This window comes from Lentzea rhizosphaerae (genome assembly GCF_042649515.1).
Lineage (GTDB): Bacteria > Actinomycetota > Actinomycetes > Mycobacteriales > Pseudonocardiaceae > Lentzea > Lentzea aerocolonigenes.
Map to the genome: position 1 here is coordinate 207,576 of NZ_JBHRZI010000023.1, position 20,694 is coordinate 228,269.

18 protein-coding genes are annotated in these 20,694 nt (G+C 68.7%); 10 read left to right on the forward strand and 8 right to left on the reverse strand.

The window, feature by feature from the left end:
* Positions 1 to 66: 66 nt before the first annotated feature.
* Positions 67 to 4,221, forward strand: coding sequence for a DUF4062 domain-containing protein (locus ACFOWZ_RS28005; RefSeq protein ID WP_382376890.1), 4,155 nt, complete (start codon positions 67 to 69; stop codon positions 4,219 to 4,221).
* 45 nt (positions 4,222 to 4,266) lie between these two features.
* Here the strand turns inward: ACFOWZ_RS28005 and ACFOWZ_RS28010 are convergent, their stop codons facing one another.
* Complete coding sequence (locus tag ACFOWZ_RS28010) at positions 4,267 to 4,410, reverse strand: hypothetical protein (protein ID WP_382376891.1); 144 nt, start codon at positions 4,408 to 4,410, stop codon at positions 4,267 to 4,269.
* 20 nt (positions 4,411 to 4,430) lie between these two features.
* A complete protein-coding gene (locus tag ACFOWZ_RS28015; RefSeq protein ID WP_382376892.1) occupies positions 4,431 to 5,231 on the reverse strand; it encodes an AfsR/SARP family transcriptional regulator in 801 nt (266 codons plus the stop codon).
* A gap of 192 nt (positions 5,232 to 5,423) precedes the next feature.
* Between ACFOWZ_RS28015 and ACFOWZ_RS28020 the strand changes: the two genes are divergently transcribed.
* From ACFOWZ_RS28020 to ACFOWZ_RS28030, 3 genes are all read left to right on the forward strand, one after another.
* Positions 5,424 to 6,332 carry a UbiA family prenyltransferase gene (locus ACFOWZ_RS28020; protein ID WP_382376893.1) on the forward strand — a complete coding sequence of 303 codons (909 nt, stop codon included), beginning with the start codon at positions 5,424 to 5,426 and terminating at the stop codon, positions 6,330 to 6,332.
* Positions 6,333 to 6,581: 249 nt separating this feature from the next.
* Positions 6,582 to 7,493 carry a sensor histidine kinase gene (locus ACFOWZ_RS28025; RefSeq protein ID WP_382376894.1) on the forward strand — a complete coding sequence of 304 codons (912 nt, stop codon included), beginning with the start codon at positions 6,582 to 6,584 and terminating at the stop codon, positions 7,491 to 7,493.
* A complete protein-coding gene (locus ACFOWZ_RS28030; RefSeq protein ID WP_382376895.1) occupies positions 7,490 to 8,134 on the forward strand; it encodes a response regulator in 645 nt (214 codons plus the stop codon). The genes ACFOWZ_RS28025 and ACFOWZ_RS28030 overlap by 4 nt, the downstream gene beginning before the upstream one ends.
* Here ACFOWZ_RS28030 and aroF read toward each other — a convergent pair.
* A complete protein-coding gene (gene aroF, locus ACFOWZ_RS28035) occupies positions 8,112 to 9,146 on the reverse strand; it encodes a 3-deoxy-7-phosphoheptulonate synthase (RefSeq protein WP_382376896.1) in 1,035 nt (344 codons plus the stop codon). The genes ACFOWZ_RS28030 and aroF overlap by 23 nt on opposite strands.
* Entirely contained in the window at positions 9,143 to 10,318 is a 1,176-nt protein-coding gene (locus ACFOWZ_RS28040) for a condensation domain-containing protein (protein WP_382376897.1), read from the reverse strand. Before ACFOWZ_RS28040 ends, aroF begins: the two co-directional genes overlap by 4 nt.
* Before the next feature lie 66 nt (positions 10,319 to 10,384).
* Between ACFOWZ_RS28040 and ACFOWZ_RS28045 the strand changes: the two genes are divergently transcribed.
* Entirely contained in the window at positions 10,385 to 11,137 is a 753-nt protein-coding gene (locus ACFOWZ_RS28045) for a thioesterase II family protein (protein ID WP_382376898.1), read from the forward strand.
* The gene (locus tag ACFOWZ_RS28050; RefSeq protein ID WP_382376899.1) at positions 11,134 to 12,234 is read left to right on the forward strand and encodes a winged helix DNA-binding domain-containing protein; all 1,101 of its coding nucleotides are present in this window, start codon (positions 11,134 to 11,136) and stop codon (positions 12,232 to 12,234) included. The genes ACFOWZ_RS28045 and ACFOWZ_RS28050 overlap by 4 nt, the downstream gene beginning before the upstream one ends.
* Here the strand turns inward: ACFOWZ_RS28050 and ACFOWZ_RS28055 are convergent.
* Both ACFOWZ_RS28055 and ACFOWZ_RS28060 read right to left on the reverse strand, forming a co-directional pair.
* The gene (locus ACFOWZ_RS28055; RefSeq protein WP_382376900.1) at positions 12,231 to 12,917 is read right to left on the reverse strand and encodes a G1 family glutamic endopeptidase; all 687 of its coding nucleotides are present in this window, start codon (positions 12,915 to 12,917) and stop codon (positions 12,231 to 12,233) included. The genes ACFOWZ_RS28050 and ACFOWZ_RS28055 overlap by 4 nt on opposite strands.
* 99 nt (positions 12,918 to 13,016) lie before the next feature.
* Entirely contained in the window at positions 13,017 to 13,583 is a 567-nt protein-coding gene (locus ACFOWZ_RS28060) for a DJ-1/PfpI family protein (protein ID WP_382376901.1), read from the reverse strand.
* Positions 13,584 to 13,638: 55 nt separating this feature from the next.
* On the opposite strand from ACFOWZ_RS28060, the gene ACFOWZ_RS28065 reads away from it, so the two are divergent.
* The 4 genes from ACFOWZ_RS28065 to ACFOWZ_RS28080 are packed head-to-tail and all read left to right on the forward strand — an operon-like array spanning position 13,639 to position 17,616.
* Positions 13,639 to 14,310, forward strand: coding sequence for a flavodoxin family protein (locus ACFOWZ_RS28065; RefSeq protein WP_382376902.1), 672 nt, complete (start codon positions 13,639 to 13,641; stop codon positions 14,308 to 14,310).
* Between the two features lie 3 nt (positions 14,311 to 14,313).
* Complete coding sequence (locus tag ACFOWZ_RS28070; protein ID WP_382376903.1) at positions 14,314 to 15,642, forward strand: phenylacetate--CoA ligase family protein; 1,329 nt, start codon at positions 14,314 to 14,316, stop codon at positions 15,640 to 15,642.
* A 13-nt stretch (positions 15,643 to 15,655) separates the two neighbouring features.
* A complete protein-coding gene (locus ACFOWZ_RS28075; RefSeq protein WP_382376904.1) occupies positions 15,656 to 17,032 on the forward strand; it encodes an anthranilate synthase component I family protein in 1,377 nt (458 codons plus the stop codon).
* A complete protein-coding gene (locus ACFOWZ_RS28080; RefSeq protein WP_382376905.1) occupies positions 17,029 to 17,616 on the forward strand; it encodes an anthranilate synthase component II in 588 nt (195 codons plus the stop codon). The genes ACFOWZ_RS28075 and ACFOWZ_RS28080 overlap by 4 nt, the downstream gene beginning before the upstream one ends.
* 126 nt (positions 17,617 to 17,742) lie before the next feature.
* On the opposite strand, the gene ACFOWZ_RS28085 is transcribed toward ACFOWZ_RS28080, so the two are convergent.
* A complete protein-coding gene (locus ACFOWZ_RS28085; protein ID WP_382376906.1) occupies positions 17,743 to 18,942 on the reverse strand; it encodes a cytochrome P450 in 1,200 nt (399 codons plus the stop codon).
* Complete coding sequence (locus tag ACFOWZ_RS28090) at positions 18,939 to 20,693, reverse strand: non-ribosomal peptide synthetase (RefSeq protein ID WP_382376907.1); 1,755 nt, start codon at positions 20,691 to 20,693, stop codon at positions 18,939 to 18,941. Before ACFOWZ_RS28090 ends, ACFOWZ_RS28085 begins: the two co-directional genes overlap by 4 nt.
* Position 20,694 lies beyond the last annotated feature (1 nt).

Sequence of the window (20,694 nt, forward strand, 5' to 3'; positions counted from 1 at the left end):
GCCGGTCCGCGATGTGATCGGGAGCAGGTACCAGCCGGTACCGCGAACCTCCCGGGGACAGGTCACATGCGGGTTTACGTGTCGTCGACGTTTCTCGATCTGCAGGAGTGCCGGGAGGTCGTGCACCGGACCCTCCGGCGCCTGCAGATCGACGACGTCGCGATGGAGTACTACGTCGCCGAGCCCGACCGGCCCGTCGACGTGTGCCTGCGCGACGTGCGTTCGTGCGACGTCTACCTCGGCATCTTCGCCTGGCGCTACGGCCACGTGCCGGACGGCTACCAGCAGTCGATCACGGAGCTGGAGTACCGGGCCGCGATCGATGCGGACAAGCCGTGCCTGATCTTCCTGCTGGACGAGAACGCGTCCTGGCCACGTCCTTTCATGGACCGCGATCCGGAGGCGATCGAGAAGCTGCGGGCCGAGCTCTCCGAACGCCACACCCCGAGCCACTTCCGCGTCGCCGCGGACCTCGGCATCGAGGTCGCGACGGCGTTGCACCGCTACATGACCTCCGCGGACGACCCGGCACGGCGCCTCGGCCAGCTCGACCCGGCCGTGGTGACCGCGTACTACCTGCGGCTGCAGAAGGAGTACGGCCGCCTGGACCTGGACGCGCTCACCCCGCCGGAGCGCGAGGAGTACCTGCAGATCCTGCTGGAGTCGGTGTTCGTCGAGCAGTACGTCCGCGAGGACCCGCCGCCGGTGAAGCTGCCGCCCGAGCTGCTCCAACGGCTCCAGGCGGAAGGCGAGATCGACGAGGCCGCATTGCCGGAGGGCGTCGACCTGGCGGACCTGCGGGCGGCACAGGAGTCGTACCGCGCCAAGCCACAACGTCCCGTACTGGACGTGGTAATGGGAGCCGACCGCCACGTCGTGGTGCTGGGCGACCCGGGAGCGGGCAAGTCGACCCTGGCGAGGTTCGCCGTGCTCGACCTCGCGGGCGTGAGCCGCCGCCTCACCCCGCTGGCCGGAAGCCTCCCGTTGCTGGTGGAGCTGCGGCAGTACGCGGCGGCACGAGAAGCGGGTTCCTGCCGCACGATCCTCGAGTTCCTCGACGAGCTGGCGACGACCCAAACCCTCGGCATCGCCCGCCGGCACCTCGAGCCCTACCTGGAGGCGGGTGGCGCGGCGCTCGTCGTCTTCGACGGCCTGGACGAGGTCTTCGACCCAGGCCGCAGGGAGGAGGCGACGAAGGAGATCGCGAGCTTCGCCGACCGCTACCCCGGCGTCCGGGTGCTCGTGACCTCACGCGTCGTCGGCTACAACTCCCGCCGCCTCACCGACGCGGGCTTCGTCCACCACACGTTGCAGGACCTCGACGCCGACCAGATCGCCGACTTCCTGGGCAGCTGGTACACCCTCGCCCTGCACGACCGCCCGGCCGAGGCGGCCCAGCGACGCGACCGCCTGCTGGAAGCCGTGCGCGAGTCCCGGCCGATCGGGGACCTCGCGGGCAACCCGCTGCTGCTGACCATCCTCGCGATCATCGGCAAGCACCAGACGCTGCCCAGGGAACGGTGGAAGGTCTACGACCACGCCGCCAGGGTTCTGGTCCAGCACTGGGACATCAAGCGTCAACTCCGGGAGCGACGCGTCGCCGCCGACTACATCGACGAGGACGACAAGCGCGAGCTGCTGCGCCGGCTGGCCTGGCGAATGCAGACCGGGGCGGACGGCGCGACGGGCAACTACGTCCACCGCGAGGACCTGCAACGGCTCTTCGAGGATTACCTGATCGAGACCTACGCCCGCAATCCGGCCGACGCGAAGGTCGTGGCGACGGTCATCATCGACCAGTTCCAGCACCGGAACTTCATCCTCAGCCGGTTCGGGCCGAACCTGTACAGCTTCGTGCACCGGGCGTTCTTGGAGTTCTTCTGCGCTGATGCTGTGGTGCGGCGGTTCCAGCGGGAGCAGTCGATCACGTTGGACAACGTCGTCGCGCTGTTCGTGGAGCGGTGTGGTGACACGAGTTGGCGTGAGGTGTTGCGGTTGCTCGCCTCCGTGTTGGCTGAGCACCACGTGGGTGAGATCGCCCGTCGGCTGCTCGACGTGGACCGGCCTTGGCCTGTCGACGAGTTCACGACACCTCCGCACGGCATTGCGGTCGCGGTGCAGTGCCTGGGTGAACTGCGTTCGATGAGAGCGGTCGAGGAGGCCGCTGAGGCAGCGCTCGCCGAGGTGGTACTCCTGCTCGAGCATTGCGTTGGCGTCGAGGACGCCGCAACCTGTCTGCTCGTCGAAGGCGACGTCCTGCCCGCACTCCGGACCGTGGGCACGGGCTGGCCTGGTCGAGACGTGGTCGCCGGCTGGTACCGCGACCGCGGCCGCTGGCTGATCTGGGCACCGGTGACCGAACTGGCGGCGAGACTGCTGACCGTCCTGTTCATCGACCGCCCGGACGTGCTGGTGTCGTTGGCCGACTTCGAACGTGTCGAAGACTTCCGAGCGAATGAGGCCTTCTCTGCCGCCGCGAACGAGGCCGAACGGCACCGGGCGGGTGCGTACTCGCACGATGCCGCCGCATCACCGCTCGACAGTTCGGTCCTGACCAAGCTGACGGCAGTGCTGCGCACCGGTTCGTATGCTGCGCGGAAGTGGGCGATGCAGATGTTGGACCAACTCGGTCCTTCGGACGTCGCCGAGGAGTTGTTGTGGGATCGGCTGCGACACGACGATGACGACGACGTGTTCCGCGCCGCCGCGACAAGCCTGCTACGACGCCACCCAGGCGACCCACACGTAGTCGACACCATCGTCGAACGCGTCGAACGGACGCAGCCGTCGTCGCTGGCAGGCGTGGGCATGGAGATCCTCGCCACCCAGAACCTCGAACATCCACGACTCCCGCTGCTCACGGCTGTTCAGCGGGTCGGTGGCCTGATGTTGTCCGACGAAGAGGAAATCGCGGAGACAGTTCGACGGCTCGCCGACGTGCTTGGCGACCGCGACGCGGTACTGGCCAGGTTGAGAGCGTTTGCCACGACCGCCTCCTCCTATCAGGCTCGGTACAACGCGCTCGTCCTGCTCGACAGACTCGATCCTGCGGACGTCGAGGAACCGTTGTGGGATCGACTGCGACACGACGATGACGACGACGTGTTCCGCGCCGCCGCGACAAGCCTGCTACGACGCCACCCAGGCGACCCACACGTACTCGACACCATCGTCGAACGCGTCGAACGCGCCGAACAAGAGCCCACCACGCGGTTGGCACGCGTGGGCACAAGGATTCTCATCGCCCACAACCGCGCACTTCCGCGCCTCATGACCGTTCGAGGGATCCTGGACTTGGACTCGTTGCTGTCCGACGAGGAAATCACCGAGGTGGTTGGGCGGATCCCCGACGTGCTTGGCGACCGCGACGCGGTACTGGCCGACCTGAGAGCATTTGCCACGACCGCCTCCTCCTATCAGGCTCGGTACAACGCGCTCGTCCTGCTCGACAGACTCGATCCTGTGGACGTCGAGGAACTGTTGTGGGATCGACTGCGACACGACGATGACGACGACGTGTTCCGCGCCGCCGCGACAAGCCTGCTACGACGCCACCCAGGCGACCCACACGTACTCGACACCATCGTCGAACGCGCCGAAGAGGGGGACGCATTGGCGCGCGTGGGCCTGGAGATTCTCACCGCGTACGACCACACACATCCGCGACTCGGGATGCTCACAGCTCTTGGCCGGATCCGCGGCCCATTGCTGTCTGACGAAGCGGAGATCACTGACGTCGTTGAACGGCTCCGCCACGCACCAGACACCGGGGAGATCTTGGCCAGGCTGGGGGAACTGGTAGTAGACACCACGATTTTCCGGTTCCGGTACAACGCGCTGGTGGTGCTGGACCGACTCGATCCCGCGGACGTCGCCGAGGGGTTGTTGTGGGATCGACTGCGGCACGACAGCGCCGAATCGGTTTTCCACGTCGCCGCGACAGGTCTGTTGCGACGCCACCCAGGCGACCGACACGTACTCGACACCGTGGCGAACCGCGTCGACGAGGAACATGGAACGGTGTTGGCACGCGAGGGCCTGAAACTTCTCAGGGAGCACGACCCCGCTCATCCGCGTCCCGCCCTCGCCTCGGTCAGCGGATCTCCGTTCCACCTGGAAGCACGGTTGGCCGTCGCCCGTGATCGACCCTCCATCAGCGACCTGCCCGAGCTGACCGAATACGGTCCCCAAGAGATCTTGTTGCGCACCGGGGAATCATGACAAGTGGACCCGTGCACGCATGCGCGAGTCCACAGTGGACAACAACTACTCCAGCGCCCGCAGGATGTGCGGCTCCGCCTCCGCCTCCGCCCCGAGCAGGTGCCCAGCCAGGGCCCACCCCTCCAGGTCGGTCATCTGGTGCGGAATCAACAGGTCGAGGTCAGCAACCTCAGGTACTTCGGGTTCCATCGCAAACGTTCCTCCAAGAGTCAGGCCGCCATCGCCTTCTCGCGCAGCTCGCCGCGGATGGCGCGGGCGAAGATCCGGTAGGTCGTCTCGGTCGGTTCCACGTCCAGCTCGTGCTGGAGGCGGCGCAGGCAGATGTCGTACCAGGTCTGCACCTGGCCGAGCTCGCCCTGCCTGCCGTGCACGACCATGAGGGTCTGGTAGAGCTCCTCCTGGTACGGGTCGACGGCCAGTAGGCGCTGGCACATTCGCACCGCGCCGAGGCGGTCGCTTCTGCGCAACGCGTCGGCGCGCAGGTAGTGCAGGGCCTGCAACACGAGAGCCTTGCTGCACGCTCGTTGCTCGTCGATCCAGTCGCCGGACTCGGTGGCCAGGAAGTCGCCTGGGCACAGGTCCACCGCGCGGGTGTAGTGGCGCAGGGCCTTGGGGTGATCGCCTGCCAGTTCGGCGGCACGGGCCGTGTCGATGGCCGACGAGAACTCGTCGAGGTCCAGCCAGACGTCGTCCGCCTTGAGGAGGTAACCGTGGTCCCGGTTGACGATTTCCACGGCGGGCTCGTCCGAATCGACCGCGTGCAGCACCTGGCGCACGCCGTGCATGGCGACCTTCAGGGAACTGCCCGTCGGCGACCATTCCTGGTCGGGCCAGAGGACCTGGTAGAGCTTGTCCCTCGTCACCACGCGGCCTCGGTTCACCAGGAGGTACTGGAAGAGGCTGCGGGCCTTGCCTGCCCGCCAGCGTTCGACCGGGCGACCGCACACGTGCACCGAGAAATCGCCGAAGAATCGCGCCGTGACAGCAGCGTCTGTGGTTTCTCGCAGCATTTGCGTCGCCTTTCCTCCCGACCGGATCACGTGAAATCGACTTTATGACGCCCGTCACCGCTCCTCAAGTGGGCTGCCACTGGAACGAACACAATGTGCGGATGGTCGTAGTGCGGCTACGACCCTGGTCGTAGTGGTATTTGGCGCATTCTTGCCGCGCCGGAACGAGCACGGCTCGATAGGCTCGGCCACATGTACCTGACAAAACGGTCGAAAGTTGAACAGGCAACGGTCACAAACCTGCGCCTGTCCTGGAAGGAAGCACGGCCGGTGGTGCAGGGAATCTTCGCTCTGCGATTCTTCTGCGCCGCCCTCCTCGCCGACCATCACACAAATGGAGCAGTTTGGCCGCGGGTTGCCGGGGTGTTGGGGTGCTGGGTCGCCGCCACTTGGGCCATCTATCTGCTCAACGGCGTCGCGGACGTCGTCGAGGACCGGGAGAACGGCTCCGTTCGGCCTATAGCGCGTGGAATTCTTCCGGTGGACTTCGCAAAATCAGTGGTCGTGGGGCTGTCCGCGGTGGCGATCGGGTTTGCCGCGCTCTTCTCGCCGGTCGTGTGTCTGCTGGTCGCACTGCACCTCGCGGCCGGCATCGCGTACTCGACGGGGCCACGTCCGCTCAAGGGAAACGTGCCCGGGTTTTTCGGCGCCGTGGTGGCGCTGGGAGGGCTGACTTATCTGTGCGGCTGGTATGCGAGCGGGGCGACCGAGATCGGGGCGCCGCTGCTGTTGTTCGGTGGCGCGATGTCGCTCTGGATGGGATTCGGCGGTGCCACCAAGGACCTTTCCGACGTCGCCGGGGATCGCCTCGCCGGGCGGCGCACGCTGCCTGTCGTGCTCGGCGATCGCGCGGCCCGCATCGCGATGGCGATTGGCGCGAGCGCGGTCGGGTGGGGATTTCTGCTCGCCGCTCTGCGGTGGGCGCCGTCGGTCGCGCCGGTCGGCTTCGTGGTGTGCGCGGGTTCGGTGGCACTGGCCCTCGTCGTGTCGAGCAACGCGAGCCGCGGAGAGCGCTTCCGGCGCCGTCGCCCCTACCGAACCTTCATGATTACCCAGTACACCGCACATCTAACACTTCTTGTCTCACTGATCTTCCAGTAACAGAATGCGGTGTTAGTGTTGCTTAGGTCACACGGGGCGGACACAACTGAATGTCACGCACGGTAAGAGAGTGGACACGTACCGCTTTTTCGGGGAGGGACGGCGGTGACTGACGGTCGATTAGCGGGGTTCCGCGCCGAAGTGCGCCGAGAAGTCGTGGACGCATTTAGCGCCCGACTTCGTGAGGATCGCAGTCCACTCATAGACTTTTCTGATGTCCGCGAGCAGCTCGCCCGGCAGGTGGACACCGTGCTCACCGACGTCGAAGCCGCTGTCACGAGCTGCCCAGAGGCAGAACCGCCCCCATTGGCGACTGAAATCGGTGTGAACCGCGCCGTGCACGCCATCCACCCCGTCGAGTCCGTCAAGGCCGCGACCGCGTTGTTCGACGTGGCCCTGCCAGTGGTGGCGGAGGAGCTGCGCCGGCACGGTGGCACGGACGCCGACCTGATCAAGGCGAGCAAGGCGCTGCACCGGTCGATCATGTCCCGGATCGCGCAGGGTTCCATCGCCTACGCGAGCTACCTGCTGAAGAAGGTCACCAGCTCGCACGAGGACGAACGCCACCGCATCGCCCGCGAGCTGCACGACCGCGTCGCGCACTCCGTCGGCAACGCGTTGCAGCACCTCCAGCTGCACGACGCCTACCTCGCCAACGACCCGGCCCGTGCCAAGGCGAAGCTCAAGATGGGCCAGGACGTGCTGCACGACGCGTTCGACGTCATCCGCCACCTCGCGACCGAGCTGCGCGCGTCCGCGGTGATGGCGGGAGGCCTCCAGGTCGCGCTGTCCGACTACCTCGACGCCCACGCGCCGTTCGGCGTGGTGCACAACGTGGTGGTGGAGGGCGACGTGCTGAGCCTGCCGGGCGAGGTCGTCGAGGAGCTGTACCTCGTCCTGCGCGAGGCCGCCCGCAACTCGCTGCTGCACGCCGCACCGCAGTCCGTGGACATCGAGATCACGGTCGGCGAGAACCTGGTGCGGGCGCTGGTGCGCGACGACGGCCGCGGGTTCGACCTCGACCAGGCCGCGAGCTCCGGCATGGGGCTGGATTCCATGCGGGAACGGGTCGAGCTGCTCGGCGGCACGTTCGCCGCGGCCAGCAGCATCGGCGTGGGCACGACCGTGATGGTCACGCTGCCCTGGCTGGACGCGGCATGACGGTGCGCATCGTTCTGGCCGACGACCACACGTTGTTCCGCGAGGGCCTGCGTGAACTGCTGTCCACCGATCCGGACTTCCAGGTGGTGGGCGAGGGTTCCAGCGGCGACGAGGCGATCGCACTGGCCGAGGAGCACCGGCCGGACGTGCTGCTGCTCGACGTCGAGATGCCGGGCCCCGGCGCCAAGGCGGTGATCGTCGCTCTGCGCACCGCGATGCCCGAACTCAACGTGATCATCCTGACCATGCACGACAGCGCCGGCGTCGTCCGCGACCTGCTGCAGAGCGGTGCCGCCGCCTACCTGGTCAAGAACATCGCACGCGACCAGCTGGTGGCCGCCGTGCGCTCGGTGAGCCGCAACAGCGAGAACGTCGTGCTGTCGATCCCCCGCGAGACCATGGACGCGCTGGAACCGCCCGCGGAACAGGCGAGTCCGTTGTCCGCACGCGAGCTCGACGTGCTGCGGCTCGTGGCCAAGGCGATGAGCAACGCGCAGATCGCCGCAGCCCTGTTCATCAGCGAGGGCACGGTGAAGCGCCACCTGACCAACATCTACGGCAAGCTCGACGCCGTCTCCCGCGTCGACGCCATCAAGAAGGCCGCCGCCGCGAACCTGATCAGCGGGCTCGAGCAGGCGTAGCGGCGCGCATCGTCCGTCCCGCCGCGGCACAGGCGTGCCCGAGCCGTTCCATCAACGCGGGCAGCTCCTCCACCGGCAGCGCCTGCGCGCCGTCGCACAGCGCGGTGGCCGGATCGTGGTGGCTCTCCAGGATGATCCCGTCGGCACCGGCGGCCGCGGCGGCCAGGGCCAGCGGCACGACGCGTCCCTTCGCACCGGCGGCGTGGCTCGGGTCCACGATCACCGGCAGGTGCGTGCGCTCCTTCAGCACCGGCACGGCGGCGACGTCGAGGGTGAAGCGGTAGCTCGTCTCGAACGTGCGGATTCCGCGTTCGCACAACACGACCTGCTCGTTCCCCCCGTCGAGCAGGTACTCGCACGCGAGCAGCAGCTCGTCCAGCGTCGCAGCCAGCCCCCGCTTGAGCAGCACCGGGACACGCGTGCGGCCCGCTTCCCTCAGCAGCGTGTAGTTCTGCATGTTGCGGGCACCGATCTGGATCATGTCGACGGACGATGCCATCACCTCGATGTCGCGCACGTCCACGCACTCGCTGACCACCGGCAGGCCGGTCACCTCCCGTGCCTCGGCGAGCAGCCGCAGACCCGGCACTCCCAGGCCGTGGAACGAGTACGGCGACGTGCGCGGCTTGAAGGCGCCCGCCCGCAACGCGTGGGCACCGGCGGCGCGCACGGCCTCGGCGGTGGTGAGGAGCTGGCTGCGGTTCTCCACCGAGCACGGGCCTGCGACGACGGTGAAGCCGGGACCGCCGATCGAGGACTCCCCCAACGTCACGGGAGTGCAGTCGGGGCGGCCGTGCAGACGTGCCGAGCGGGGATACGCGGCGGGCAGCTTCGCGATGTCGAGCACGCACGGTTCGTCGGACAGCAGCGCACGAATCGCGTCGCGGTCGCCGGACAGCGACAGCAGCTCCGGTGTGTGCACGCGCAGCCCGGTGCCCGCGAACTGCACGAGGTCGATGATGCGACGCCGATCCGCGGGCGTGCACGCCTCGCTCAGCATGATGACGATCATGTGGTCAGACCCTTCAGTAGGCGGGCGTAGTCCTGCAGCACCCCGTGGGGCGCGCCCTTCGGGTGGTGTGCCTCGATCACGTAGCCGCCGTCGTCCGGCTTGACGTTCACCACCAACGAGAACTTCGACGTGCGGTACTCGGGCTCGACCGCGGCCGGACCGCTCGAGTCGAACACGAACATCACGTCGACCAGCGGCGCCGCGGCCAGGTACTCGGCGGGGAACAACCGTTCCACGAGGTGCTCGAACGGCACGGTGGCGTGCGCGAACGCCTCGACCGCCGTCGTTCTGGCGCGCCGCACGACGTCCGGGATCTCGCCCGCGGTGTTCACCCGCAGCACGAGCCGGTTCACGAAGTAGCCGATGGTGCGTTCGACGTCGGGGCCGCGGCCGGACATCGACGTGCCGATCGCGACGTCCTCGCTGCCGGTGCGCTCGCCGTGCAGCTTCGCGAACAACGCGAACATCGTCATGAACGGCGTGGCCTTCGCCGGCAGACCCAGCAGGCGCACCTTCTCCGCCACGTCGGGCCCGATACGGACCCGCTCCACTGTGGACTCGCAGGACCTGCCGTTGCGCGGTTCCAGCCCGGCGAGCCTGCGCCGCCAGTAGGCGACCTCCTGTTCGGCGCGGCGCGACGCGAGCCATCCGCGTTGGCGGGCGGCGTGCTCGTGGTGCGGCAGGGTCGGTTCAGGCAGCTCTTCACCGCGATATGCCTGGGTGAGCTCGTCGACGAAGACGCGCATCGACCAGCCGTCGTTGGCGATGTTGTGGATGTTCACCAGCAGCAGGCCGCCCGGCAGCAGGCTCATCCGCAGAGGTGGTTCGGAGCCGAGGTGGAACGGCCGGAGGTTCTCCTGCCGCAGTGCGGTCTGCACGTCCGTGTCGACGACTTCGAGTCCGGGACGGGAAGCCGGGACCTGCCACAGCGTTCCGTCGTCCCAGTCGTAGGCGGACGTGAGGATCTCGTGCCGGTCGAGCACGACGTCGAGCGCGCGCCGCAGCCGCGGTTCGTCCACCGGCTCCGGCAGGCGCAGCGCCCACGGCCAGCTGTACGCCGGGTCGGCGGGATCGGCCTGGTTGAGCCGCCAGAAGCGCAGCTGGCCCGGCGTGGTCGCCTTCCTGGCGGCCAGCAGGGCGAGCAGCTCGCGGCGTTCGTCGGACAGAGTCACGCCCACGACGATGGCGTGCGGCGGTTCGGCACCGGTTACGTAACCGCGACGGGATACACCCGCACGATGAACCTGTTGACACCGCAGGAGAACCCGGACGCGCCGGTCCGCGTGGTGTGCTTCCCCAACGCCGGTTCCGGTGCCGCGGGCTACCGCGCGTTCGCACCGCTGCTCGCGCCGGCCGCCGAGCTGACGATCGTGCGGCTGCCCGGCCGGGAGGCTCGAATCGCCGAGGAACCGCACCGCAAGCTGACCGAGCTGGTGCCGCGGCTCGCCGAGGAGCTCGAGGAGTGCCTGGACGTCGGCACGCGCCGGCTCGCGTTCTTCGGGCACAGCATGGGCGCGCTGGTCGCGTTCGAGCTGGCCCGGCACCTGCGCCGGTCCGGGCACCGGCTGCCGGACCGGATCATCGCCTCGGGCAGGCCCGCGCCGCACGTGCCGTACCCGCCGGGCTACGAGTTCGTGCACAGCCTGCCGGAGGACCGGCTGGTGCAGCGGTTGCGCGGCTACAGCGGCACGCCGGACGAACTGCTGGAGGATCCCGCGCTGCTGCGCATGTTCCTGCCCACTCTGCGCGCGGACTTCGAGGTCGTCGAGACCTACGAGTACCAACCGGAACCGCCGCTGCCGTGCGCCATCTCCGCGTACGGCGGGATGTCCGACGAGGAGGTGCCGCCCACGACGGTGGCGAGCTGGGCGGAGCACACCACGGGTGCGTTCCGGCTGCGACTGTTCGACGGCGGCCACTTCTACCTCGACGAGTCGCGGCCCCGCGTGGCGCGTGCGGTTCTCGACGATCTGCGAAGCTTGGGGGTGTGAAGTCGATCTCCTGGAAGCAGGTGGCCGCGTGGCGTGCCCGGCGGCACGGCCTGCACACGTTGCGCCCGGCCGACGACGCGCTCGCCGTGGTGAGCGAACTGTGCGGGGTGCACGCGCAGCTGATGTCCTCGGCTGGGCTGACGCTGCACGCGCGGCTGGACGGGTTCGCCGCCCAGGACGTCGACCGCTTGTTGTGGCAGGAAAAGGCGCTGGTCAAGACGTGGTGCATGCGCGGCACCCTGCACCTGCTGCCCGCCGCCGAGTACCCGTTGTGGCAGGCGGGCCTCGACACCTACGCGCACTACCGCAAACCGGTGTGGCTGCGGAACTTCCACATCACCGCCGAGGAGCAGGACCAGCTGCTCGACGCCGTGCACGCGGCGCTGGACGGCCAGGTCCTCACCCGCGAACAACTCGCCGACGAGGTCACTCGGGTCAGCGGAGACGCCGCGATCGGTGACAGGCTCAGGGAGAGCTGGGGCGCGCACCTCAAACCCGCGTCGTTCCAGGGCAAACTCCTGTTCGGCCCCAACGACGGCCAGAAGATCAGCTTTGCCAGGCCGGACCAGTGGCTGCCGGCCGGGACACCACCAGGGGAACCGTTGCCGGAGATCGCCACGAGGTTCCTGAACGTGCACGGCCCCGCGACGCGCGAGGACTTCGCGCGGTGGTGGGGAGTCACGCCCGCGGAGGGCGCGAAGATCCTGGCGGGGACCTCGGCGTGGCAGGCCGAGCTGGACGGCCAGACGTGGTGGGTCGCTGACCTGGACGCGGTGCTGGACGCCGAACCCGTGCGCGGTGTGCGGTTGTTGCCCGCGTTCGACCAGTACGTCGTCGCGGCCACCCGCCACGCCGGGAACTTCCTGCGCGGCGGCTCGGCAGACCTGATCTACCGGCCGCAGGGCTGGTTGTCCGCGGTGGTCGTGGTGGACGCGATGTTCGCCGGGATCTGGCGGCACCAGCGCAAGGGCAAGCGGCTCGTGGTGGAGGTCGAGCCGTTCAAGGCCTTGTCCGCCAAGGCGCGCAAGGGGGTCGAGGCGGAGGTGGAGCGGCTCGCGGGTCACCTGGGCGGCACACCAGAACTGATCTGGGTCTAGGGCCTCAGGAAGTAGACGTTGAAGTCACGGCCGCCGTCAGTCAGCTGGCTCGCGTACGCGCGAACCTTCCTGCTGCTGGCATCGGGCTCGATCATGGTCCAGTGAACCAGGTCCCTGAGGCCGATGGGAATGTCGTTGATCTTCGCGTTCTGCAGCTCGATTCGACCGAACTCCGGCAGGATGTCGTTCTTCGGTCCCTCGACGATCACCTCCGCCGACCTGCCTCGTCCGGTGGTCGGCAGCTCGCCGAACTCGGACTCCGCCGTGTTGTAGTCCATGATGAAGTAGCCGAACTTCCCCGTCCCCATGGTGATCCGGGCGTGGATCGTGTCGCCGGGAGAGACGTCGAACAGGTACACGGGCTTCGCCGGATAGGCCTCGACGAACGTCCTGTGCCTCGGCACGCCGTCGTCGCACTCGGTGACCGTGCCGGTCTGGTCGACCGTGTTCTCGCCAGAGGTCTGACTGCCCATGCCCACCCACACCGCGACCGCGGAGTCCTCGCCGGCTTCACAGGTGACAGCGGGAACCGTCCATCTGGCACTCACGTATTTGAAGCCGCCGGTTCTCAGCCCCATGTACCCGGCCCAGTAGAGGGAGTCACGGCTGTCGTCAGCCCAGGCAGGCGGCGTGATGCCCACCACCGACACCAGAACGACGAGAAGTGCTGCGATGCGGTGCATGGTCCGTCCCTCTCGTTCGATCCCGTTTGGACCCGAGTGTCGGGCACGTCCGAGCAAGCACCACCGAAAGGCACCCGAAAGAGAAACGGACACGCAGAGTCAGTACTGGATGTACCGCTTGACCTCCGCCGCACGCTCCGGGCTCGCCAGGCGCGACACCAGGTGCACTGCCATGTCGATCCCGGCGGACACACCGGCCGCGGTGATCACGTCGCCGTCGTCGACGAACCGGTCGTCCTCGCGCACCTCGATCGTGGGATCGAGGAACTCCAGGAACTCCACGGTCTCCCAGTGCGAGGTCGCCGGGCGGCCTTCCAGCAGTCCGGCAGCCGCGAACACCAGGGAACCCGTGCACACGCTCGTCATCAGGCCGGTCGTGGCCCGCTGGCCGCGCACCCACTCGAGGTGCTCCTCGTCCTTCACGAGCACCTCGGTGCCCTCGCCGCCGGGGTGGACCAGCACGTCCCACGCGGGCGCGTCGGCGAACGAGTGCTGAGGGGTCAGCACCATGTCCTTCGCGCACGTCACGGGCTTGCCGTCACGGGAGAAAGTGGCCACCTGGTAGCCGTCTTCGGGATGGCCTCGAGTCCACGCGGCGAGCACCTCCCACGGGCCCACCACGTCGAGCTCCTCCACGCCTTCGAACAGCAGAATGCCGATGTTCATGCGGCCAGCGTGCGCGGTGCCGGTTACGTAACCGGCCGTTCCTAGCCTCGACGCCATGAGCAGCCCGAAGATCGTCGCCATCCACGGTTCCGAGCGCAACCACGGGAACACCGCCGACGTGCTGGAGTACGTCGGCAAGGTGCTCGCGGCACGCGGGGTCGAGCTGGAGATCGTCCGGCTCGGCGATCTGCGCATGTCGCCGTGCGGTCCCTGCGGGGACTGCAACTCGCGCACCGTGCCGTGCGCGCTGGAGGACGACATCCCCGGTGTCGTGGAACGGATGGCGCGCGCCGACGGGATCCTCTACACCGCTCCGGTGCACGGGTTCGGCACGGGCGCGTTGATGCAGGCGTTCATCGAGCGCTCCGGCGTCGGCTTCATGAGGTTCGAACGGCCGCTCACCAACAAGGTCGGCGGCGTCATCGTCATCGGCCGGCGCTACAGCCACACCGAGGTGTACCACCACCTCACCGCCAACGTGCTGCTCAACCGCATGATCATGATCGGCAGCGGTTTCCCGGCGATCGTCTACGGCAACCAGCCCGGCGACGTGCTGCACGACGACGAGGGCCTGCAGATGGTCGAGCGCATGGTGAACCGGATGGTGGATCTCATCCACGTGCTGCGCGAGCACCGTGAGCTCACCGGACGCGACGGGCTCGACACCGAGCTGGCCAACGAGCGCGACGACAAGTGGTTCGCCGCGCGCCACTCCCCGATCGGATGAGCGATGGACTACCACGAGCTGTGCCAACGGTACTACGCGGGCGAACTGTCCGAAGAGGACATGCAGGCGTGGCGGCTGGAGCGGCTGGACGTCGTGCTGCGGCACGTGCGCGAGAAGTCGGGCTTCTACCGCAGGCATCTGCCGGACGACGTGCCGTTCACCGGGCTTCCCTTCACCACCAAGGCGGATCTGCGCCGGGAGATGCACGCCGTGCTGAGCGGTGACGTCTCCGAGGCCGCGATCTACTACGAGACCACCGGCACCACCGGCCCGCCGACCCCGTGCCCGCGCAGCGCCAGGGACGTCGAATGGAGCAACCTGCACGTCGAACGGTCGTGGCGGCACATGTTCGCGCGGCACTTCGGTGACCGCATGCCCGTCGTCGGGTTGATGGGGCCGTCCGAGCTGTACGCGTTCGGCGACACGTTCGGCGAAGTCACGCAGAGCATGGGTGCCTGTCACGCCAAGATCTGGCCGGAGTCGAGCCGGGTCGGGTTCGCCAAGGCGTTGCGGCTCATGAAGGAGCTCAACGTCGAGGTGATCGCGTGTGCACCGACGTTGTGCCTGAACCTCGCGAAAGCCGCGCTGTACCACGGTTATGAGCTCAGCGACTTCAACGTGAAGATGTTCCTGGTGCTCGGTGAGATCTGCACACCCGAGTTCGCCGCGAACGTGAAGTCGATCTGGGGCGCCGACGTGCTGCCCGGCCTGTACGGCTCGCAGGAGGCGCTGGCGATCGCGACCGGCTGCGTGGAGAACCGCCTGCACCTGTCCGACCCCAACTACCTCGCCGAGGTGATCGACCCGGACACCCTCGAACCGAGCGGCGACACCGGCGAGTTGTGCCTGACGATGCTGATCGACGGCATCAAGCCGCTGATCCGCTACCGCACGGGCGATCTCGTGCGGGTCGGCGGAACCTGCGCGTGCGGGTTGCCCGGCACGCCGATCGAGGTGATCGGCCGGGTGGACGACCGGATCGCGCTGGGCGGCGGGCAGTTCCAGCCCGCGGAGATCGAGTCCGCGGTCCTGCACGGCGTCACCGGGTGCCTGGGCTACCAGGTCGAGATCGATCCCGGCGACCGCGTCACCGTGCGGCTCGACCTGCTCGACGGCGACGAGAGCGTGGTGCGGCGGGGCATCGTCGAGCGGCTGCGGGACAGGTTCGGCGTGGGCGCGGACATCGCGGTCGACGCCGAGCTGGACCCGATCACCAACACCGGTGCGTTCGTCAGCTGGAAAGCCGCACGCATCAAGGACAACCGCACCGGACCCGACCGCGTCGTCGAGGCCGCCCGCACCGCGGCGGCCCGGCACTCGTACACCACCTGACCAGGAGGCCGCGATGGTGTCGACCGAGCGCCGGGCACTCCCGGCGGCCGACCCGCTGACCACCTACCTCGCCCTCGCCGAACGGTTCGGCACGGACGAGGTCTACCTGCTCGAGTCGCCGTCCGGCCCGGAAACCGACTGCCGCCACGCGGTGGTCGGTTTCGGCGTGCTGCTGACGCTGTCGGTGTTCGGCGACGAGGTGCGGCTCACCGGCGTCCCGGCCGTGGTCGAGGCGGTGCGGTCGAGGATCTCGCTGCCCTTCGACGACCTGTGGGAGCTGTTGCGCCAGGCGCAGAACGCGTTCCCGTCGTTGCCCGACTTCGGCTTCCTGTCGTTCTTCGGCTACGACACCGCGCACTACGTGGAACAGCTGCCGCGGACCATCGCGCGCAACCACGACGAACCGGACGTGTGCGTGGTCCTGCACCAGGGCCGGATCCGGTTCGACCTCACCACAGGCGAGGCGGAGTTGCTCGTGCACCACAGCTCGCTGTGGCCCGACCTCGAACCGGACGCGGTGCTCGACGCGTTGACCGGCGCCCCTGAGGTTCCCGCTCCCCGGCTTCCCCCGGCGGAGTGCGTCGACGAGACCGACGAGCCGTCCTTCCACCGCAACGTGCTGCGGGCGTTGGACCACATCGCGATCGGCGACATCTACCAGGTGCAGATCGGGCACGAGCTGCGCATCACCAGCCAGCTCGCGCCCATCGACGTCTACCGGCGGCTGCGGGAACGCAACCCGTCGCCGTACATGTACCTCGCGAACTTCGGCGGGCACACCGTGATCGGTGCGAGCCCCGAGCTGTTCGTGCGCTACGACGGCGGAGTCGCGACCATGCGCCCGATCGCGGGCACGATCCCGCTGGACGCCGGTCCCGAGGCGGCGGCACGGCTGCGCGCGGACCCCAAGGAGATCGCCGAGCACGTCATGCTGGTCGACCTGTGCCGCAACGACATCGGCCGCGTCTGCGACCGCGACACGCTGGACGTGCCGGACATGCTCGTCGTCGACCGCTACTCGCACGTGGCGCACCTTGTGTCCACGGTAACGGGCCAGGTTTCTGATGCGGACGCCTACGAGGTCGTGCGCGCACTGTTCCCGTCCGGAACGATGACGGGCGCGCCGAAGATCCGCGCGATGGAGATCATCGAGTCCATCGAGACGAGCCGCCGCGGCATCTACGCGGGCGCGCTGGGCCTCATCGACTTCGACGGCACGCTGAACCTGGCGCTGTGCATCCGCAGCCTCACCCACACCGGCACCACGTACCGCACCAGGGCCTCGGCCGGCGTGGTGGCGGACTCCGATCCCGGCAAGGAGTGGCGGGAGACGCTGGCCAAGATGAGCGCCGCCTACTGGGCGGTCACCGGAAAGGAGCTCGCCACGTGAGGACGCTCGTCGTCGACGCCTACGACAGCTTCGTGCACATCATCCGGCAGTACCTCGACTCCGTGGACGCGGGCCCGGTCGTGGTCCGCTCGAACGAGCTGACTCCGGCCGGCGTGGCGGAGATGCACCCGGACCTCATCGTCCTGGGCCCCGGTCCCGGCCACCCGTCGGCCTCCGGGCACGTCGAGCTGGTGCACCGGTTCGCCGACTCGACGCCGATGCTGGGCGTGTGCCTGGGCCACCAGGCCATCGGGCTCGCGCACGGCGCCGACGTCCGGCAGGCGAACCACCTGGTGCACGGCAAGACCAGCCCGGTCCGGCACGACGGCCGCGGGGTGTTCCGCGGCCTGCCCAGCCCGTTCGACGCGACCCGGTACCACTCGCTGATCGTCGTGGAGGACACCGTGCCGGACGTGCTGGAGGTGACGGCCCGGTCCGAGGACGACGGCTACGTCATGGGGCTGCGGCACCGGACGTTGCCTGTCGAGTCGGTGCAGTTCCACCCGGAGAGCATCACGACCGGGCACGGGCTGCGGCTCTTCGCCAACTTCGTCAGAACGTGGGCGGTGGCGAAGACCGCGTGAGAAGGGCGGCTCCCCCGGAGCCGCCCTTCGCCACAACCACATGCCACAACCACATGCCACAACCACATGCCACAACCACATGAGGATGGGCGGCTCCCACGGGGCCGCCCATCCCCCGTCCCGAACTCACACCACGCGCACCGGCATGTGCTTCGTCCCCAGCATGAAGTTCGACCGCAGCCGCTCGACCGGTCCGTCCAGCGCGAACCGGATCCCGCGGTCCCGCAGCAGCTCGAACAGGATCGTGATCTCCTGCCGCGCCACCGTCTGCCCGATGCACCGGTGGTTGCCGACGCCGAACGCGATGTGGTGGTTGGGCGTGCGCGTGACGTCGAACCTGTCCGCCGCCTCGAACACGTCCTCGTCGCGGTTCGCCGACGCGTTCCACAGGGTCAGCTTGTCGCCCTTGGTGATCGCCACGTCCCGGATGGACGTGTCACGGGTGGCGGTGCGCTGCACGTACGCGTTCGTGGAAGTCCAGCGCAGGATCTCGTCCAGCGCGGTCGGCAGTACCTCCGGATCGGAGTAGAAGCGGTCCGCCTGGTCCGGGAACTCGTCGAAGGCCGCCACGCCGGCGCACGCGGTGTACGGCGTGGTCTCGTTGCCGCCCACCACGACGTTGAGGGAGTTGTAGAGGATCTCCGCGTCGGACATCGGCCGGCCGTTGACACACGAGCTCAGCAGCATGCTGACCAGGTCGTCGCCCGGCTGCTCGCGGCGTTCGTCGGCCAGGTCGCCGAGGAAGTCGAAGATCTCGACCTGCGCGCTGACCAGGGCGAGTTCGCCGTCCCGGTACTCGCCGTCCTCGGAACCGATCATGTTGCGGGTCAGTGCCAGCAGGTGGTGCGCATCCTCTGTGGACAGTCCGAACATCGCCGCGAGCACGCCCGCCGGCAGTTCGGGTGCGACCTCGACCGCGAAGTCGCCGCCGCCCGCCGCCACGATCCGGTCCAAAGCGCGGCCGGCGTACTCCCGCACGCTCGTGCCGATGACCTCGAGCATCCTGGCGGCGAAGCCCTGTTTGACCTGCTGGCGCAGCAGGCGGTGCTCCGGCGGGTCGGCGCAGATCAGCATCTGGCCGGTGGCGCTGTCCTGGGCGCTGCCGAACGAACCGCCCATCACGGTGCCCTGCTCGGAGCTGAACGCCGACGGGTCCAGGTACACGTCGTGGATGTCGTTGTACTTCGTCAACGACCAGAAGCCGCCGTCCGCGGACGGGTTCCAGTGCACCGGCTCGTGGTGCCGCAGGTGGGCCCACACCTCGTGCGGGTCGCCGTGCACGAACAGGTCGGTGTCGGTGAGATCGATGGTCCTGGCGGTGGTCACGACACCATCACCCCTTCCCTGGTCCGGTCCACGAGTTCCGCCAGCTCGCCGAGCACGCTCGACTCGAAGACCGCGCGCGGCCGCAGCGTCACGCCGAGCTCCTTGCGCACCAGCGAACGCACCCGCACGGCCAGCAGCGAGTGGCCGCCCAGCACGAAGAAGTCGTCGTTGACGCCGACGTGCTCGACGATCAGCAGCTTCTCCCACAGCTCTGCCAGGTACTTCTCCGTGTCGGTGCGCGGGGCGACGTGGTCCGGCCGTTGCCGCAGCCGGCTCGACGCCGTGTGGCCGAGGTCCTCCCAGTCCCGCTTGCCGTGCGCGTCGGTCGGCATGGCGGGCAGCACGATGAACTCGCTGGGCACCAGGAAGTCCGCGACGCGCCCGTCGAGGTCGGTCCGCAGTTCCTTGAGCGACAACGACTCGACCGCGGGCACGAGGAACGCGACAAGCCGCTTGTCCCCCTGCTCACCGGTCGCGATGACGGCCGCCTCGCGCACGTCCGGGTTGGCGCACAACGCCCGTTCGACCTCGCCGGGCTCGACCCGGTAACCGCGGATCTTCACCTGGGTGTCGAACCTGCCCAGGTACTCGAGCACGTCGCCGTTCCAGCGGACGCGGTCGCCGGTGCGGTACATCGCTCCGCCGTCGGCCGCGAACGGGTCGGGCACGAACCGTTCCGCGGTCAGGTCCGGCCGGTTCAGGTAGCCGCGGCTCACGCCGATGCCACCCACCCAGAGCTCGCCGGGTTCACCGCGCGGCACCGGCCGGAAGTCGGCGTCGAGCACGTGGAGCTCGTAGCCCTCCAGTGCGCTGCCGATCGGCACGCTCTCCGCGTCCTCCGGCACGTCGGTGACCTCGAACGCGGTGCACGCGGTGGTCGTCTCGGCCGGGCCGTACAGGTTGAAGAGCCGTCCCTCGAACTTGCCGGCGAGCAGGTCGCGGCACGTCGACGGCAACAGCACGTCGCCGCCGGAGTGCAGGATCCGCAGCGGTGCGAACGAGTCGCGGTCCACCTTCACCGCGTGGTTGATCGCGATGGCGGGCGCCAGCATCACGGTGATCCGGCGGCGCTTGAGCTCGCGCTGCAGGTCACCGTCGAGCAGCTCCGGGATCGACGGCAGCACCACGAGCGCGGCGCCCGCGGCGAACGTGTTCCAGAGCTCGAAGTTGGCCGGGTCGAAGGAGATGCTCGCGACCTGCGCGGTGCGGTCCTCCGGAGTCATCTCGGGCAACGCCGGGTTGAGCGCGAACGCGACCATCTGCCGGTGCTCCAGCACGATGGCCTTCGGCTGCCCGGTCGATCCCGAGGTGTAGAGGACGCACGCGGCGTCAGCCGGTTCGGGACCTGGCAACGATCCGGGTGACTCCACCGGTTCGCTGCGCCAGTGCAGGACCTCGACGTCCGGCAGCCCGGCCGCGAGGTCCGGTTCGGTGATCACCAGCCGCACCTCGCCCGCGGTGATCATGTAGTCCCGCCTGCCGCCCTCGTACCGCGTGTCGATCGGCAGGTACGCGGCGCCGGCCTTGAGCACGCCGAGCACGGCCACGACGACGTCCACGCCGCGGTGCAGGTGCACCGCGACGCGGTCCTCCCGTCCGACCCCGATCTCGACGAGCCGGTGCGCCAGCGCGTCCGAGCGGGCGTCCAACTCGGCGTAGCTGAGCTCCTGATCGTCGTCGGCGACCGCGGCCTTGCCGGAGTGGTCCCGCACACTGCGCGCGAACAGTTCCACGAGCGTCTTGCTGGTCACG

What these genes read in the sequence shown, in the direction of transcription:
- ACFOWZ_RS28005 (WP_382376890.1), top strand. Translation starts at nt 67, where the DNA reads ATGCGGGTTTACGTGTCGTCGACGTTTCTCGATCTGCAGGAGTGCCGG.
- ACFOWZ_RS28055 (WP_382376900.1), bottom strand. Translation starts at nt 12,917, where the DNA reads ATGCACCGCATCGCAGCACTTCTCGTCGTTCTGGTGTCGGTGGTGGGC.
- ACFOWZ_RS28015 (WP_382376892.1), bottom strand. Translation starts at nt 5,231, where the DNA reads ATGCTGCGAGAAACCACAGACGCTGCTGTCACGGCGCGATTCTTCGGC.
- ACFOWZ_RS28060 (WP_382376901.1), bottom strand. Translation starts at nt 13,583, where the DNA reads ATGAACATCGGCATTCTGCTGTTCGAAGGCGTGGAGGAGCTCGACGTG.
- ACFOWZ_RS28065 (WP_382376902.1), top strand. Translation starts at nt 13,639, where the DNA reads ATGAGCAGCCCGAAGATCGTCGCCATCCACGGTTCCGAGCGCAACCAC.
- ACFOWZ_RS28075 (WP_382376904.1), top strand. Translation starts at nt 15,656, where the DNA reads ATGGTGTCGACCGAGCGCCGGGCACTCCCGGCGGCCGACCCGCTGACC.
- ACFOWZ_RS28045 (WP_382376898.1), top strand. Translation starts at nt 10,385, where the DNA reads ATGAACCTGTTGACACCGCAGGAGAACCCGGACGCGCCGGTCCGCGTG.
- ACFOWZ_RS28070 (WP_382376903.1), top strand. Translation starts at nt 14,314, where the DNA reads ATGGACTACCACGAGCTGTGCCAACGGTACTACGCGGGCGAACTGTCC.
- ACFOWZ_RS28030 (WP_382376895.1), top strand. Translation starts at nt 7,490, where the DNA reads ATGACGGTGCGCATCGTTCTGGCCGACGACCACACGTTGTTCCGCGAG.
- aroF (WP_382376896.1), bottom strand. Translation starts at nt 9,146, where the DNA reads ATGATCGTCATCATGCTGAGCGAGGCGTGCACGCCCGCGGATCGGCGT.
- ACFOWZ_RS28010 (WP_382376891.1), bottom strand. Translation starts at nt 4,410, where the DNA reads ATGGAACCCGAAGTACCTGAGGTTGCTGACCTCGACCTGTTGATTCCG.
- ACFOWZ_RS28020 (WP_382376893.1), top strand. Translation starts at nt 5,424, where the DNA reads ATGTACCTGACAAAACGGTCGAAAGTTGAACAGGCAACGGTCACAAAC.